Here is a 16878-nt window from a genome sequence, read left to right on the forward strand (position 1 = left end):
ACACTCAACAGTCGCAGTATGAGTAATGGCGCACCTGAGAGGATTCGAACCTCTGGCCTCTGCCTTCGGAGCTGGTCAAATGACCTTTCCGAATTGCGCGATAGAGCACGCCAGAGCACGATAACTAACGGAAAACACTAGATTTCTCAAATCAGCGCTCCGAAGTCTCTATCCGACAATACGCCTTGATTTCCGCCCGCTCACTTGCGTGTCGCTTGCGTGAAATGGGGCTTTTGAAGGACCGGAGCATGAGCAAACTGACGAAACGATTTGTAGAGTCCATAACACCAAGAAGCAAAGGCCATGTCGTATGGGACGACGAACTGCCGTGTTTCGGTCTTCGTGTCTATCCCTCCGGCAAGCGAAGCTACCTCCTGCAGTATAGAGCTAAAGGTCGCTCGCGGCGATATACGATCGGAATACACGGCATTTGGACGCCGGAGACTGCACGGCGGGAAGCAAAGGCCCTGCTTGGGCAGATTGCGCAAGGAGAAGATCCTGCGACGGAAAGAGCGGAGGAAAGGCGCGCCGTCACCGTCAAACAACTTTGTGAACAATATATCGCTGACATGGAGGCGGGCCTTATCCTTGGCAAAGGCGGACGGCCGAAGAAGCCCAAAACGATCGAAACAGACATCGGTCGCATTCGCCGGCACATCATCCCGTTGCTCGGCACGCGGAGGATCAAGGACATCACAAAGCCGGATATGAACAATCTCATGAAGGACATAATCGCCGGTAAAACGCGTGTCGTGATGAAGACGGAGAAGTTGCGTGGCAAAGCAATCGTCACGGGCGGTCCTGGCACCGCGATCCGTACGATGGGTCTCCTCGGCGGCATCTTCACTTACGCGATCGACGCAGGGATCATCGACCAGAACCCGACTCATGGCCTCAAAAAGCCGAGATACAAGGTGCGAGACAGGCGGTTGAGCGAGGCGGAGTATCGAACGCTGGGTCGACTTCTTAAGGACATGCAGCATGACAGCCACTACGGCATCCACGCCGAGATCCTTCGCCTCATCGCCCTGACCGGCTGTCGGCGTGGCGAGATCATCAACCTACGATGGAGCGAGGTGGATATTGAAGGCAGTTGCTTGCGACTGAGAGACAGCAAGGAAGGCGCTTCCGTGCGCCCGGTTGGCCTTCCGGTCATCGACTATCTTGAGGCCGCGCGCCTGAAGCGGGAGGGAACATATGTCTTTCCCGGCCAAGGTGAGGACAACGCAGTCGGAAACTTTCCCCAGAGCTGGAAGAAGCTCTTCGCAGACACACCACTGTGGGATGTCACACCGCATGTACTAAGGCACAGCTTTGCCAGTATCGCCAATGATCTCGGCTTCACCGAAATCACCATCGCCGCACTCATCGGTCATGCCAAAGGTTCGGTCACGAGCAAGTATGTCCACACGCTCGATTCTACCTTGATCATGGCCGCGGACACAGTTTCAGGCTATGTGAAAGCTCTCCTTGAAGGGGTCGAGTTCAGGCGAAACACATACACGCTTGACCGGCAGACACGCAGGAATGCCATCCACCAAGTGCTGACAGAGGCTAGACCCGCAGGATAATTGCGACGGATGCTAATCACTCTCTATCGAAAAGGCTCTCCGCGTACCGCGCGAGTTCATCGGTCGATCCAAAAGGAACCTGCGCTACGAAGTACTCTTCCCCGGCCGGTTTGTCGCCAGCGAGCCTCGCGGCAAGATGCCCTTTGCCGAGCAGTCGTTCTGCACCACGCATACCAAGCGCAAGGTTCGATCCTGCCTCGCTGGCAACCTTCAAAATTAGGCGGTTCCCTAGGTTGTCTCGGATACCTGGCGGGATCGCATCTTGAGCTGCTCGTTGTGTAACCATCACAACGTGAATGCCACAGGCACGCGCTTTGGAAGCAAGACGGGTCATCGTGCTCTGAATGACCCTCCGATATTCGTCGGAACTAGCCATCCAATCGGCCATCTCATCATGAATGACGAATATGTACGGCAGTCGGTCCTGTGGCGGCACGACATCGTTATACTCAGATATTTTGGGAACACGTTCTGCCTTGATCAGCTCATATCGTCGATCCATTTCCGCGACGATCGTGTTGAGAACCTGTTCAGCTTCATCCTGGTCGGTAATGATATCATGAGCCATATGCGGGGCATCGCTGATCCAAGGGAAATCGACGCCCATTTTGGGATCTATCAGGTACAGTTTGAGGCTTTCCGGGGCATTCAATGCGATCATCTGCAGCAGCAGGTTCTGCGTCAGCACACCCTTTCCGCTGCCAGTCTCCCCAGCGATCAGTGTGTGTGGCGCATGTTCTTCATTGCCCCCAAACGCACCGCGCAAATTCAGCCAAAGTGGTTCGCCGGTGTCCTCACGGAGTCCCAAGAGGAAACTCGACGTTTCCCGTGGCGCCGAGTTCGGCCACTCCGCTTCGAGCCAGACCCGAGCCAGATCAACTACTCTTCGCTGTTGTGTGGCCACAAAAAGGGAGATGCGCCCGAGCCCCGTTCGGATGTCGGTGACGTCGAGGCCGTGGGTTGTCTTGAGCTCCAGCAATTTTTGATTGAGCTTTGATACCGTCAGTGTGTTGTGGCCCGCGAAACCTACCAACACGCCGTTCGGCGTCGAAATCGTGCGTGGCTCTGAAAACCGTGCTGTCATTCCAAAATCGGTAAGCGCTGCCTGAAGATTGACTGCAGTGACATCTGCGAACTCCGCCTCGGCTTCTACTTGGTCGCCATAACCTTTCCGTGCCGCGATTTCCCGAAGGACCTTTTCAAGGTTAGCAGGTAGTGCCTCATTGCGTTCGATCTCCTGAACCGCCGGCGCTGTTTGATCCACTTCAGGGACTTCCGACCCCGTCGCGACATCCACTGCAGATGGGTTTTCGAATTCGGGTTCAACCGACTGGTCACAGTCCGCTGATCGTTCGTCAGCCCTTTCGTCGGATGCTGGGGGCGCAGCGGAAGCCACCTCACGCTGCGCGGGCAAAGCTGAGGCGTGACCCGCTGGCATCGACGGCAACTGTGGCACCGGAGCCGTCGTAGGATCTTCGAGATGCTGCATGATCTGGGAGAAGCTTCGCTGCTTGATCGTGTACTGCACAACGGCGTCATTCTTCTCCGAAGCGCGGACTCCTATGTCATCCGGCAAGGACACATCATCATGGACGACAACGACCGAGCGACCATCAACCGAATAGTCGATGTCTCCATCGGCAATAGCTTGCCGGAACTCTTCCAACTCCGAGTTGTCAGCGAAGAAGTGAATGTAGTCTGGCCGAAGCGACATCAAGAAGAGCAGCTGCCGCCCCCAAGCCCGCTTGGACATGATGTCCTTCTGCGTGACAAAATTGGCCTCAATCGTCGCAAGGGTTGAGGCGACTTGGTCGCGGCTTGACTTCGATTCAATTGCCTCTGACACTTGCCCCACGCATTTAGCCTCTACAACGGTCATTGCGACAACGAACCTGCCGCCTTCCTTGCGGATCGCCAATGCCAGAGTGTCCGCCATCCGGCCCTTAAGCCCAAAGAACGCCTGATTGTCGTCCAGTGAGAACCACACTGGGCGAACGTCCCTCACGGTCTTTTCAAGGTTGATGATGCTAGTGGCCGCGGCAAGGCCCATGATCTCACGTGCAGTCGTTCTCGATTTCGCCGACGACAGGATTTTTTGCCCGCAAACCTCGACTACCGTTGCAATGGAAGTTTGCGCCAACGACGCTGCATTCTGGCTCAAGTATTGATCCTGCATGGACTCGAAGTCCAATCGCAAGTGCCGAACAAGATTTGGACTGGGTTCACGTGACGATACCAGCACGCGCATGTCAGCATCTGGCAATTGCACGTCACGGATGACTTTGATCCCGTTCGATGCCAACATCTGCCGGCTCGACATCGTGTCTACGCTGATGACCCACTCCCCCAATTCATGGGCGCGGCGGATCGTCCGGGAAATGTCTTGGTTGTCCCAATTAATACGCTGGATCGGAACGATCCGAGACTCGTCTGGGATTACCCGCGTATCGTTTGCCGCGACATAGCAGAGATCAGTGAATTGCGCGGCCGCACGCGGCGGTCGCGACGCCATCATGTAAACCTCAATCGCTTGTGTTGCGAGATTGCCCAAGGCGTCCGAATCCGTCCGCCTGCGAGGCAGCGCGGCGTTGCGAAAGTCGATCGCTTCGGGCAACGCCTCGGAGATGCCCTCAACAAACTCCCAGGCCATCGTTGCGTGCTTATAATAGGCATCGTGAAGATAAACGACGTCTATATTGCTACGACGCCCGAGCTCGACTGTCCCACCCTTGCCGACTCCCACCCGCAGGCGTGAAAGAAATCCCTCCGTGACCTCGTCCAAATTACTTCCGCTTAAGCGTGTGTTCTGCTTGGCATAAACGTCCCTAAGGCGCTCCGGACTGTCATGCGTGATAAGCAGACTCGCACGAAGATGGCTCTTTTGGCTCATGCGCTTCTCGAGCTCTTTGGCCACTAGACCGGCGAGGCTAACCGCATCGGCATTGTACAGTGCCGTCGAGAAGTTTCCCTCCTCGTGAGGGTTAAGCTCGATAAAGCGATCCGATGCGTTCATGAATTGCTTGCACGCAATCTCCGCCGTAGACTCGAGTTTCTGTTCGCTCGAAAGCTTGGAGTCGACCGGAACCGCGAGGCTGTATCCGCCGCAATCCTCGACGGTCACGAAAGGAGCAAGTCCCATCGAGACGATCTTTGGGAAAAACCACTGTCCAAAGATGCGTTGCTGTTCATCAGCGGCCCGTTCCAACCCATCCACGGACGTGTTTTCGTTTCGAATGGCCAGATCAACAAAAAGGGAAAGATCCTGTGCCTTGGCCTTCCGTTCGAGAAGCCGAAGCGGATGCCAGGCCGGAATGATTGCTGCTAGTCCATTGCTCGCAGGCAGGATCGCGAACTCAACGATTGGGCGCAAAAGGGTTTCGCGAACTGAGTTCGTATGTGCGAGCTTTGCACGGGCCACGTCACAAAGTCGTCCAAACGCGCTGGCTTGGGCTTCGATGAGATCGGTCCCGTAGAGCGTTGACGGATCGTCGTGCAGGTGCAGAAGAGCCGCGGAAAACGCTTTGCGGAACTCTTCAAGAGCGGCGCCCACGGCGTCACGCGCACTCGCATCGATAGTGCGTGCGCCAACGGCGCGGTTGAGCCTGTCCGCTATGATCTCGAAAGCGTCGTCATCGACCCCGTATTCGGTCGGATTGGCCATCCGGCCTTTTTCGGTGCCAGCGACGTCAATAAAGCTAGAGGTGTCGCGCAAGGATGCTGGCATTCCGCCGACCGCACCTCCTTGCTTGAGATCAAACGGAGCGGCCACGTAGCGTGTGCGTCCTCCAGCTGCGCCCTTCTTGATCTCGGCGATGTCTTCTGCCCAGCTCAGGGCCATGCTTTGATGTCCCGGTTGCCAGAACATCCGAACCTGTGTCGGGCTTATCTCGCCATCTATTTCCAGCCGCAGTTCGAACTCAATTTGATTTGCTGGCACACTCTGTCCGGTGTTCTCGCCCTTGGCCTCGAGCCACTTGCCGAACTCGAACCTGACATGCTGGTCGAGCGATTTCTCAATCAGTCGGCCTTCCAGCTGGAGTAAATTCACTAGTCGAGGGTTAAGGTCAGCCCACGCCGACGTCTTCTCTGCGTTTTTGATCTTAATATTGATGATGGCGTTCGATGCGATAACGCCATCGTCAGACGCGTTCTTGATGAGTAGCGACCGAATGCCTTTAACCATCACTGACAGAAGGTCAGCTTCTCTCACCTCATCGGTGAATAAGTGGCGTCGCCAGGACTCGTAGAGTTTCTTGTCCTTGATCGTGCGGATCGGGTCCTGCCAACTCGCAAAGAAGTCCTGGTCCTGCTCTGGGGAATTAGTGCCAGCCTCAAGCTCTTCGAGATAAGTTACCGTCGTTTCATCAAGACGGTCGGGATACTCGTCTCTTATGAAATCGCGGGTACGCTGACTTAACGTCAGCGCCTTCTTGCGTGCCTTGATCGCGAAAACAGACTTGCCAAAGTCGTTCCATTCGACGGCCTCGCAAAACTGCTCCTGGCTCTCTCGCCACTCTCCGTGCCGCAGGTTCTTGCGGTCGGCAATCAGTGCTTCGATGGCCTCAGCTGCTTTGACCTCTTGAGAATTGAAATCCGGTCGATTGGTTGTCAGATAGGTGAGAACAGGATCAACATCGAGCCGCGACTCCTTGTTGTCCAACAGGTAGGGCACACTAGAAAGGTCGCGATCAGCCGTTCGGAACATGGCCCTGAAATCCTGAACCAACTTCCTCTGATCCAGTCCTTGAGCCGGAATGGGGCCAAAGCAAGCCCTGGGAAGCCTGAGAGCCGGAGCAGACAACCGAAGCCGGTTAGGCAATGTATGTTCGTTCAAAGCCACGAACCGGCGGACAAATTCCGCGAACTGATCGAGCTCTTTCGTGATACCAGACTGATCAAGGCCGATGAGCATTGCGCGAATCCACGTACGCTGCTCTTCGCCTTTCAAGGCCGCCCCGAGGGTGTCGAGGATGGCATCAAGCCAAAGCTCGCTCTTGTCTTGAATGGCGTTGCGATCAAGCCGAGTGACCTGCCCCAAACTCGATCCGACCGTGTCTCGCTGACTGTCTGTAACTGCAAAAAGGATCACCTCGGCTTCATCGAGATGCCGGAAGTGTACGGCTGGCTTCGTAGTCTTGAAGCGGTCTTCAAGTCGGTCGGTCAGATCGCCATCGATGTCAGTCGAGATCGCAAGCTTGACGGACTTGCCTTCAATCTCGGCAAAGTTTGAAGCCACGCCAAGAAGGTGCTCAGGCCGCATGCCGACCAATTGAAGCAGCACCCTTCCTGCTTTGCGATCAGCTTCTTGAAGGACCATTCCCCAAACGACCCGACCGACAAGGTCTGCACGCTCGGCGATCGGATCAAAGTCGACCTTTTTAATCATAGTGGTGGTGTTCATTCTCGACCTACTCGGACCCAAGATAGACGTTGGAGACAAAGGCGCAGTCGTCGGAAAGGCGTTTGACGTAGCCCAGACCCGTCAGCCGGCGCTCAAAGGCTCTGATATTCTCCTCAAACGACGAGATATCGCAGGGCGGAACCGAAAACGCTCTGCGCGATTCCTCTGGCCCGACAACGATTCCGTACCGCTCGTACAATTGCTGAAGGAAATCCGAGATTGTGATTGGCCGTTTGACGACGGCAAGCACCAATGCCTCGAGAAAGTCATCGGAAGAAGCAAACCACGTCCCGGCGCCGCGCCGAGCAACCACAAACCCGGAATTGGTTCCAAGCGGCGTTATCATGGTGGAGATGTTGTTCCGACTGCGGCGCTTCGCGTCATGAATAAACGCTGCCAACCATGCCTCTGGTGACCGAATGCTCTCGGATTTTGAGCTCCACCGATGCGCGTCGAATGTACGCTGAATGACCTCAAGCGCTTGGGTCGACTGCATCGCATTGTCCGGTTGTTTCAGTGCCGCTTCCCAGGCCGGTGTCGGTTCGATCTTCCTGCGGATATAGCTTTCAACAGCGTCTTCGATGACCTGACGGTGTCTACGCAAAAACGCCTTTGAAACATCTCGAAGGTTGGCGTCTCGACCGCCGAGCATGTCGAGCGGGATAGGATCAACGACGCTGTTTCCTGCAACCACCTGTCCGCGCTCTGCGAAGTAGCGCATTAGATTGAGCGCGGTCATACGAAACAGCGGTTCGAACTTTTGTGGAGGGGGGAGTTCTTTCAGTGTCAGTATCGCATGCCAGTCTTCAGCCATCCGCTCGTAGGCAGAGTGTTCGCGTTTGGGAAGATAACCGATAGAGCCGCCCGCTGTGCGATCGGGTGCATCCGGAATAAACTTGGCCGCGATCCGATCGATCGGATCCCTGCTTGACAAGAACTGCTCTGCGATCACGGGAGCCAGTTCCATTGCCAGGGACGACCGGCTGAGCATCAGGTAGACCATCTCGCCGCCACGGCCAAAAAACATCCGGTCGGCAACAAATTTCTGGTCAACGTCGTTCAGAATAAGGTTGGCACCGCGCGGCGCAAGAAACCGCGATGTGTAGCGGCGGTTGTTGAGGACATCGATCTCGAGACCCTGCAGAATCTTCACCGCTTGGCGCGCATCGTCGAAGCGGTTGCCAAATCGGGAGCGCAGGTACTCGAAGTTCACCGGACTGCCCGACCTGACCTCGTTGGCAAAGCCCTTGTTCAAGGCTGTGATCCAGGCCCCGAGGCGCTCCTCCGGCGATAGCTGCGGGTCTTTCGCGACGATGTCGAGCGAGCGATCCTTGAAGAGGACATACCTCAGAGCAACTGACTTCACGATGGGAATTGTGACGTTCTCATGCTCGTCCGAGGCTGCTACCGGATGATTGAAGATCCTGGTTTCTTCGTAGTGCCGCCCATCGTCCCCTAATTGAAGGACGCGGCAGATAGCGAGGACTTCGAGAACCAAGATATATGGCAACTGCTCCTCGACGAACCGATGCCCGAAAATGGCTTCCTGCACCCACATCAGGGTGTCAGCACCTTTTCCATCCTCTCCAAGATTCGATTTGAGCGAGGGAGTGTCCTGCACAATGGTGTCGAGCATCAGACTTCTTCCCCCAACGAACCTATGACACGCTCGCCGAGAGACTCTCCGCTGGTATCGACCGCTTTGAAATCGAGGGTGTCTTCTCCCTCATTATGGAGGATCGCGCCGACACACCGAATCTGGAAACTCCTGACATCTTGGAAACATTGGTTTGAAAAGCTCATGGGAAGGGCACCGTCATGGACGCGCATGAGATATTCGAAGAGCGTCGGCGTCAGAGGCAATTTCGTGAGCACCCGTCTAGTCGGATACGCCGCAATGAGTTCCAAGCTCGGCGGCCGTCCGGGATGGTTCGGCGCCTCAAGGTTCAAGCAATAGGGCTTGCTCTTCCAACCTATCGGGTTGGCAACGAGGATTGGGATGTCCGCACCCTTGTAAACGCCCGATGGCTGCGTCAACCAAAGCCGATCCGCAGTCTCGGTGAGGGATCCGGTCAGCGCACGGTTTAGCCCTTTGATAATTTTCGGGCGTGTGAGCGAAAATAGGTCGCCGTCGCGGGCACCTTCCAGACTCAGTAGGTTAAGGTAGAGGTCCCCATAGCTGTGGACCGTAAGCTGCCAAGGACTTTTCTCTCTCGCATCGCTGCTTGGGTCGGGCCACTCAAAGAACAAACGTCGACGCTGTGCCGTGAGCGCATTACGGAGGTCTCGAATATGGGCGCTGGGGTTCTCACGATAGTTAGCTCGCAACCGCTGATAGCTCGCCGCGCCGTATTGCGGGTGGTCGATTGGCATGGCGTTGTGATCGACATCGAGTAGCTGATCATCAAAGAAGTTATTCGTTTCGAATCCGATGCCGAACTCGGAAAGGGCCGCAAATGCCGAGTGCTGCAGACGGCGGGATACGGGGTGGTTCTCTCCGAAGACGTTGTTGTAGGGATTGGTATATTGATATTCTTCAGTTGCAGCACGCTGTTCAGCGCGGGCACAATTCATCAGCGGTGTCTGATAAGGGTTCTTGGAATCGCCCAAGAGCGCGTTGACGATCAGAATGATTATCTGACGGATCGAGAGATGCCTTTCATCGGCTGCCGCTATTTCGACAAGAGCACGCAGGCGGTTCCGTAAGCTGGCGCTCTCCCGCTTCAAAAGGACGTCTCGATTGATAAGAATTGGGCAGCTGCCGGCAGTTTGAGTGGAACACCCCTCCGCACAGCCGTTCCAGCCAGGATGATTGCAGACCTGCTCGATAATCGCGTCGATTGTAGCCGCATGCGAAGTGCGGGACATGTTGATGAGCCGAAAGGCCATGCCGTCAGGCGGTATGTCCTTATCGTCCCTCAAAAGCTCCCGAAAGATTGCAAGTATCCGTTCGCCCCGCGGATCACCTTTGATGTGTTCTTCCCAAGTGCGCAGGAGGTGCCCGTCATTCACACAAAGTACAAAATGCTCAGTCGACACCGGATCTGAGAAGGCTGCCACCATGCGAGCGATGACCGCTCCCTTGCTCGTCGCCTCCAGTTCGCTGAGGTCTTTGACGAAGACGATGCGTCGTTCAGACTTGGGATCGACCCACTCATATGTTTCCTGCGTATTCCCCCAGGTCGCGCTGCTGCCCGACAACGCCTCGAGGACTTTACGTGCAGTGTAGGTTTTGCCGTCACCGGCTGTGCCGGTGAGGATAACCGAGCGAGGCTGCTCCGCAGTCAGGTCTTTGAGAATCTCGTCGGAGCGCTTCTCAGGAATGGCGATGGGATTGACGCCGGCTTTCGCGGCCGCAGCAACGACGAATTCGTCGTACATATTGTTCCCATCTGAGGTGGGTCCGTAGGCGGCAAGGAAATTGACTAGTTCGTTCTGTGCCATTTTCCCCCCGCGGCATCGGCGCGATCTACCGCCACCAGTAAAATTGAACTGGCTCCACTGTAATAAGCACGCTTCATTTGTGGCAAGCTAAGCACATCTTGGCCTTCCCATAGAGATCATCAATATCAATGGGCTCCTTGTCAGCTCTCAACGGATTGGCCTGAACTTTTGATCGCAAGCGCTCAACTCTCTTTTCATGGTCAGACTTGATCTGCGCGACACGTTCGGGACGCTCTAAATCATCGAGCGATTCTCCTTGGCTCCACGTGAAAGGGGAGCCGTGTGCGACCGCATCTTTCTCGTAGGCCTTGGCTTCTTTGAATGCTTCCGGATGTTGTTCTTTCAACCGGACCCATTCGATCTTTTGTTGGAAGAAGCAAAAGGTACAGCCGCTACGGGTCCGCCAGGAATAGTAGTCGGGAAGCCCGAGGCCAGCCCCATCAAGAATGTCGATGACGCCCGCCTTGTCTATGCCTGCGTTTTTGAATGGAAGTTGGACAATCAGCCTGTCGTGCTTAGAAGCATAACCTTCCCGATACTCTTCATCGCTCCGGATCGCCACATAGCTGTGGATTGTTGCGCCATCGTCCAACATCGGCCGAAGCCATTGCTCGAAAGGCCGCAGCTTGAGTTGGCGTGTGCACCAGCGAGTTTGTGGCGACGGTAAGAAATCATTGTACTGCTTCAGCCAAAAGTCGAAATCGCGATCGGGATTGAGACGCAGAATCGGCTGTCCCAAAAACCCTTCGAGACGACCAAGATATTCGTAGACCTCGGGAAGCTCTTTACCGGTATCAGTGAAGAAGTATTCGATTTGAAGCTCAGGATGGTGCTGCCGCATATACACGGCAAGTGCGGCGCTATCGCGCCCACCAGACAATCCAAGAACATGTTTTTCTGAGACGGATCTACCCACGATTACTGTTTGCCCCCGGACTCCTTACCAAAATGGCATTCAGCCATGCATCCCGACCTCTTCGGGTACCCTCGCCATGCGAAACCCAGATCTCACACAGATGTGCATCGGCAACGTCGTTCACCGCGGCGCGCAAACGACCCTCATCCATATCGAGATAGAAGCGCCCGTCTGCCGAAAGCCGCTCGCCTGAGCCATGCTTGAAAGACATGTAGAGCGCCCCTTCTGGCTTGAGCGCACGAACCAGTCGACAAACTGCGTCGGCCAGCTCGTCCGCCTGGACATGGAGCAGAGAGGCGCAAGCCCAAATTCCGTCATAGACGGGCTCAGACTCAAAATCCTGGAACGTTTGAACCCGCGCTGGCACTCCCGTCAGTCGCGTCGAAAATGCGCAAAGTGCCGGTGACGCATCGAACGCATCGACATCGTATCCAAGGTTCTTGAAGGCAAGAGTATCGCGCCCTGAACCGCTGCCCGCGTCGAGGATTTTTGCGGACCTTGGCAAATAACCAAGAAAGAGACCGTAAATCTCCGACATGTCCACACCAAGCGTGGACTCTGCGTAGGCGAGCGCATGATCCTGATAGTATTGATCGGTTTCGCTCTCAGTGCTGCCGGAAGCCACGCTAAGCACTCTCATCTCCAGCTGCGTTTGTTTGATCGTTCGCCGAGCTTTGCCGGAAGATAAGAAGATACAAGCCGAGCAACAGAAGACTGAGCGCAGCAACGCCCCACCAAACGCAGATCTCAAAAGGCCAGTATTTCCAGAATGCGCCAATGAATGAGAACATTGCGGCCAACAGCATGAGCACGCAAAAAATCGTAATCATGCTGTAGCTGCCAAGCCAAGGCAGCCGCGGATTTTTGGGGGTACCCCCCGCGAAGCTCGACGGATGAAAGGTCTCGATGCGCTCCAGGTAACTCTCCAGAACGTCACGAATGCGATAGACGATCAAGATCAATGCTAGGTTGCTGAACCCGGCCAACATGAGCAGCGCGAACCGAATCTCGATATCAAGATTCTCAGTGGCGCCGGCACCAAACCAAAGACCTCCCGTGAGCGTCATTGCAAGCGCGGGGATGTGGTTCATCTGCGCATTTAGATTCCTAAACTGCTCGAAATTCTGGACGTAGCAGAGCTCCTCGCGAGACTTTGGGTCAGTCATGTTGAACCAGCCTCGCGTCTGTTCCGGTCGTGGCTGAGGCCTGCATGTAGCTCGACGTCAATTCGGCCAGCGCAGCAAGGATGACATTGCGCTGCTTAAGCTGCGATTTTTCCAGGACGTCCCTGACTTGCGCGATTAGCACGTCAATCTCTGCTCGATCAGTCTCTACGACCTGGAACTCCTCCAAAACCGGCGTGGGGCGGCCATCGATACCGACGACGACCGCCATCGCATGTCGTTTGTCGGGCCTGCCTTTGACTCTCGCATAGGTTTCAGCACGCAGGAACTTCTGAGCGAGTTCCGCGAGTTCCACCGTCGCCCGGTCCAGGTCGGGGTCCACCCAATCCCGAGGTGGCTTGTTGGCGGCGAGGCTGGCGATCCCTTCGAAACTCTCCTCACTGCCATCGAACTGGGCCAACCGACCCACAAAGGCATCTAGTCGAAAATCGCCCGCCAACTGGCGAATGTTCTCCGCGCGCTCACGCAGCTCAGCCAGCGATTGGGGTGACACGTTCGGGACCTGCAGTTCGGCGAGCATTAGATCACGCAGACGCTGAAGCATGGACGGGTATGCGGCAGCCAACTCCCCCAAGCCATCGCGAACGCTCCCGATGATGCGTCGAAGGGCGTCTTCGTTGCCGAGCGTTACGTCCTCTCCCAGCGTTCCGGGGATGTCATCGAAAAGAAACTGGTTGGGATCATGGGCGCGCTTGAACAGATCCCGAATTTTCACTGCGTTTGTCGACAAGCGCATGGTGCGCGCTGTCCATTGCGGCAACCGATCATAGATCGCAACGAGCCCACGCCCAACATCGATGGGGGCAAGATGAACGAGATCATTGGAATCATCTAGGCTCCGCACAACTTCCGCCATGCCCGAGAGAAGGCGGCGGGAGACATCTGACAGATCCATCCATCGCAATTGAATGAAACCCGGGTCCTTGGCCAGCAGCTCTACATCCACGTCGTCGAACCTGGATCGGAAGATGCCGTCACGGTAAACAGCGAGCCGGTCGCGCTGCGACAAAATGAAGGCTACGGCGAGGATCGGCATCAGCCCGTCCTTCACCCCAAAAGGCGGTTTGCGCCATTCCTCGAACAGTTCAGATATCGCCACTGTGCGTTTGGCATGCTGTCGGATGTAGTCAGTCGCCATCGTCCAGATCGCACCCAACCGACAGGGATCAGCAGCCGGTTCCTGCGGCGCTACGAACCGCCAGACGTCCTCGTCCTGAGCGTAAAGGCCAGTCGCTTCCAGGACGGATGCAAACAGCCCACCTTCGGCAGGAAAACCTTCGATTCCAAGCCGGCGCTCGCCTTCATTCAGAACCATGCGCCGAAGAAGGTTGTTTTGTGCCGCGATGGCATTGCTTGACGGTTTCTGTCGATTAAGCAATTCGTTATGCAGGCACGGCGATTTCTTAAACCTCGTGTCGGCAAGCTCAGATGCGACGCCATTCAAATCGGCTTGGCGTAAGCGTTTCGGCTGGAAGTTCTTTCGGAACCACAATGCATTGTCGAAGGCTTTGTTAAGCTCAGTCTCAAGAAGGGCCTGCAAAGAGGCCAGTCGAGCAGAAACCTCACGCCTTGCGACTGCATCACCTTGAAGCTCTGGATGATCGTTGCTGACGTTTTCGAGAGCGAATAACTCGCGAGCCAGTGGAACCACAGCCCAAGACCGCTTGGATATGCCAGCGACGAAGTCCCATTCATCGCTGTAGCGTGCAGCCTTACGGCAAAGCTCCTCCGCCACACCTTCGTCTTCGCCTTCCGTCGGAATTGCCAGCAAGAATTGGCCAATGGCACCATTCACTGGACGGGTTTCTGCGGCAAAGGCGACCACGCCGCTCACTGGAACGATGTTCACGTCGAACCACCGCAGCGCACCTGTTTCGTGATAGTGGCGTTTGGCCAGTATTGGCTGAAGACCAGCGAGAGCCTTCAGCTCGCTAAAATCGATCTCGTCGATCTCGTCCAAGGCGGTGAGAACCGCGCGTTCAATGTCGAAATCACTACCGGCAAAAATTGCTCGTGCATCAAGAAATTTTTTGAAGATCGTAAAAGACCAGCGGTCGAGGTCCTCCAATGTCTTTGCGAGCGACTTGGCCGAAATTTCGGGAAAACATGCGCCAAGCAGTTCCGAGTTGGCGACCAGGCCCGACCGTTCCTTGAACAGATCAACAACAGCGATCGTCTTTAGAACCTTGATGTGGCGCTCATCACCCCCGATCGCCTCACAGCGTTCAAGTGCTTCAGCAGCAAGGGCCCAACGATGGCCATCCGGAGAAGCAAGAATTGACGGCTCCAAATTGGTTCGCAGATAGTCCCACAACCGCTCGGGTCCGTAGATTTGGTCATCATCGGCTTGGCGCAGAAAATCCTGAAAGCCGTATGGTTCCGACGAATTCAGGAAACCAAAAATGCTTCGTTGGTTCTGACCAAAACGACGTCGGGAAATCGGCCCCAGGAGACAGGCGACAACCGGATGCAAAGGCCAGCAATCCTCCAACATCCCAGCGAGGCGCTCCGCATCGTCTGCGCGTCCCCGCCGGGCTTGAGCCGCCACAGTCGTCGCGATTGCACCCGGCAGCTTCGGTCGATGGTCGCTTTCGATGGCTCGTGAGATGAGGTCGATTTGCTCTTCGCCAGCGGTATCAACCACAAGATCGACGAAGCGGCCCTGTATCTTAGCCCACTCATCGCGCGATTCATGCGATAGCCTATGCGCATACTCATCGAAAGCTTGATGGAGCACACCGACAATCAGAAACCGGCCCTTGCTACGCGAAGCGACCTCGGCCAGTTGCTGCAAGATATAGATGTCCGAACCGTCCTGCGCCGCGCCTTCGAGGAACTTGCCCATCTCGTCGATGACCAGAAGCAAGCCACCGTGCGAGCGCGGCGCTTCGGCCGCCGCCTCCGTCAAGGCGGAAATGAGATTGCTTTCAGTCCAACCGCCACGCGGACGCCTCGATACGAGACCCGCACGCCCAACGGCTTCTCCAATCACCGTCACCGGATTGTCACGACGGGCGACAACCGGAAGGATACGCCATCCTTTGGTCCCAGTGGGAAGGGCTGCGTGGATCTCTTTGGTCAATGTCTTGCCAAAGACCTTTGCCGCTTGCTTCTTGAGGGTTGGATCACCGTTGAGCAGCGAGCTCAAAGCGACGACCAGGCTCGACTTGCCGCTGCCATAAGGACCGGTCCAGGTGAAGGCGCCTTGGCCTGCCTCTGACACATGCCGTGCCATTGTCGAAAGAACAGCAGCCGAAGATTGCGGACAGACAAAACCCTCAAGCGCCGTGGCATCCCCCAAATCGGAGTCGATGCGGATGGACCTCAGAAATCGTCGTGCGATGTAAACATGCTCGTTCAGAGCCATTAGGCAGCTTCCCTCGCACCCGGTTCTACATAGTCTCCCGCTAGCAACGCCAACGCAGCGCAAGCGTCGATCTCGGTGTTGCGCACGACCTGTTTGAGTCCAGCGGCCTCAGACCATCGCAAGGCTCCACTCGTCACATCTTCGAGGCCTACCAGCCGATCTGCGACGTCGTTTTCGTCAAAGAGAAACGTGCGACCCGGGCCCCCAGGAGCATGAGCGATCGCCTCGAAGGAAAGCGTCGCGGCACCCGAATAGCGCGACCAGAAATCGAGCAGGGCATAGGTAAACACGCCGTCGCCCAAGCTCGACTTTGCACCGCGCACGAAGCGAAATCCGTCCTTCTTTCCGATGGCTTTGATCAAACCGAGTTCTGTGAGAGGCGATTCCAACGCATCGTCGTGACCGACCTTGCCCGACGGCGGCCGCGCGACGTAAGTGCGGATGAAACAGGCTACGTCGTTCTTGAGCGTTGCCTGCGCCACGCGTGACCAATTCCGATCCTTGGCGAGGCGGTCGAGCTTCTTCATGAAGTTCTCGCGTTCGAATGTAACTGCGGGGTAATGGCTGAAAGCCCAGAACCATGTGGTCTTTTCGGCGTGGCCGGCTAGCTGCCAATGGACAAGCCAAAGGCTTGCGGGGTGCTCCATGAAGGGATCCACCCCCCTGGCACCGAAAAGCAATCGGCCAAGCCCGGTCGTGCGCACACTATTTACTGTTGGCTCTTCAATGATTCCCGCCGCCTTCGCCCAATGACGCATCGACGCGACCATGTTCTTGCCGACACCGAACCGAGCGATCGCCTCATCATCCCAACATGCCGCCCGATTCTCCGGCATGCCTTCGGTCTCAGCGACGCGGTCATAGGCCTTCTTCAGCCACCCATAACGCAGCGGAAAAGTCTCGTGCCCCGAAAACTGCGGGCTATAACTGTCTTGAAATAGCGGTCCGCGCGCCATCGTACTCCCCGGCCTACTGGATGAACCCTCCAGGTCGAC

Annotated in this window: 9 protein-coding genes; 1 reads left to right on the forward strand and 8 read right to left on the reverse strand. The window is 56.1% G+C overall.

Annotated features, from left to right (window positions below):
• Positions 1-248: 248 nt before the first annotated feature.
• Positions 249-1571 (forward strand): site-specific integrase, encoded by a 1323-nt coding sequence (locus GTF44_RS09925; protein WP_171559737.1) that lies wholly within the window; start codon positions 249-251, stop codon positions 1569-1571.
• A 16-nt stretch (positions 1572-1587) separates the two neighbouring features.
• Here the strand turns inward: GTF44_RS09925 and GTF44_RS09930 are convergent, their stop codons facing one another.
• The 8 genes from GTF44_RS09930 to GTF44_RS09965 form a co-directional block, all read right to left on the reverse strand.
• Entirely contained in the window at positions 1588-6972 is a 5385-nt protein-coding gene (locus tag GTF44_RS09930) for an FtsK/SpoIIIE domain-containing protein (protein WP_171559734.1), read from the reverse strand.
• 7 nt (positions 6973-6979) lie between these two features.
• Positions 6980-8608: a hypothetical protein gene (locus GTF44_RS09935; protein ID WP_171559731.1), complete on the reverse strand. Its 1629-nt coding sequence runs from the start codon at positions 8606-8608 to the stop codon at positions 6980-6982.
• A complete protein-coding gene (locus GTF44_RS09940) occupies positions 8608-10416 on the reverse strand; it encodes an ATP-binding protein (RefSeq protein WP_171559728.1) in 1809 nt (602 codons plus the stop codon). The genes GTF44_RS09935 and GTF44_RS09940 overlap by 1 nt, the downstream gene beginning before the upstream one ends.
• A 73-nt stretch (positions 10417-10489) precedes the next feature.
• Positions 10490-11332, reverse strand: a complete 843-nt coding sequence (locus GTF44_RS09945) for a phosphoadenosine phosphosulfate reductase family protein (protein ID WP_171559726.1) — start codon at positions 11330-11332, stop codon at positions 10490-10492.
• Positions 11325-11966, reverse strand: a complete 642-nt coding sequence (locus tag GTF44_RS09950; RefSeq protein WP_171559723.1) for a class I SAM-dependent methyltransferase — start codon at positions 11964-11966, stop codon at positions 11325-11327. The genes GTF44_RS09945 and GTF44_RS09950 overlap by 8 nt, the downstream gene beginning before the upstream one ends.
• Positions 11959-12498, reverse strand: a complete 540-nt coding sequence (locus tag GTF44_RS09955) for a hypothetical protein (protein ID WP_171559703.1) — start codon at positions 12496-12498, stop codon at positions 11959-11961. The genes GTF44_RS09950 and GTF44_RS09955 overlap by 8 nt, the downstream gene beginning before the upstream one ends.
• Positions 12491-15739 carry a hypothetical protein gene (locus GTF44_RS09960; protein WP_216364979.1) on the reverse strand — a complete coding sequence of 1083 codons (3249 nt, stop codon included), beginning with the start codon at positions 15737-15739 and terminating at the stop codon, positions 12491-12493. Before GTF44_RS09960 ends, GTF44_RS09955 begins: the two co-directional genes overlap by 8 nt.
• Positions 15740-15882: 143 nt before the next feature.
• Complete coding sequence (locus tag GTF44_RS09965; protein WP_171559701.1) at positions 15883-16839, reverse strand: DUF4007 family protein; 957 nt, start codon at positions 16837-16839, stop codon at positions 15883-15885.
• Positions 16840-16878 lie beyond the last annotated feature (39 nt).

It is taken from the genome of Roseobacter sp. HKCCD6576-2 (assembly GCF_013179285.1).
Lineage (GTDB): Bacteria > Pseudomonadota > Alphaproteobacteria > Rhodobacterales > Rhodobacteraceae > Rhodophyticola > Rhodophyticola oceani.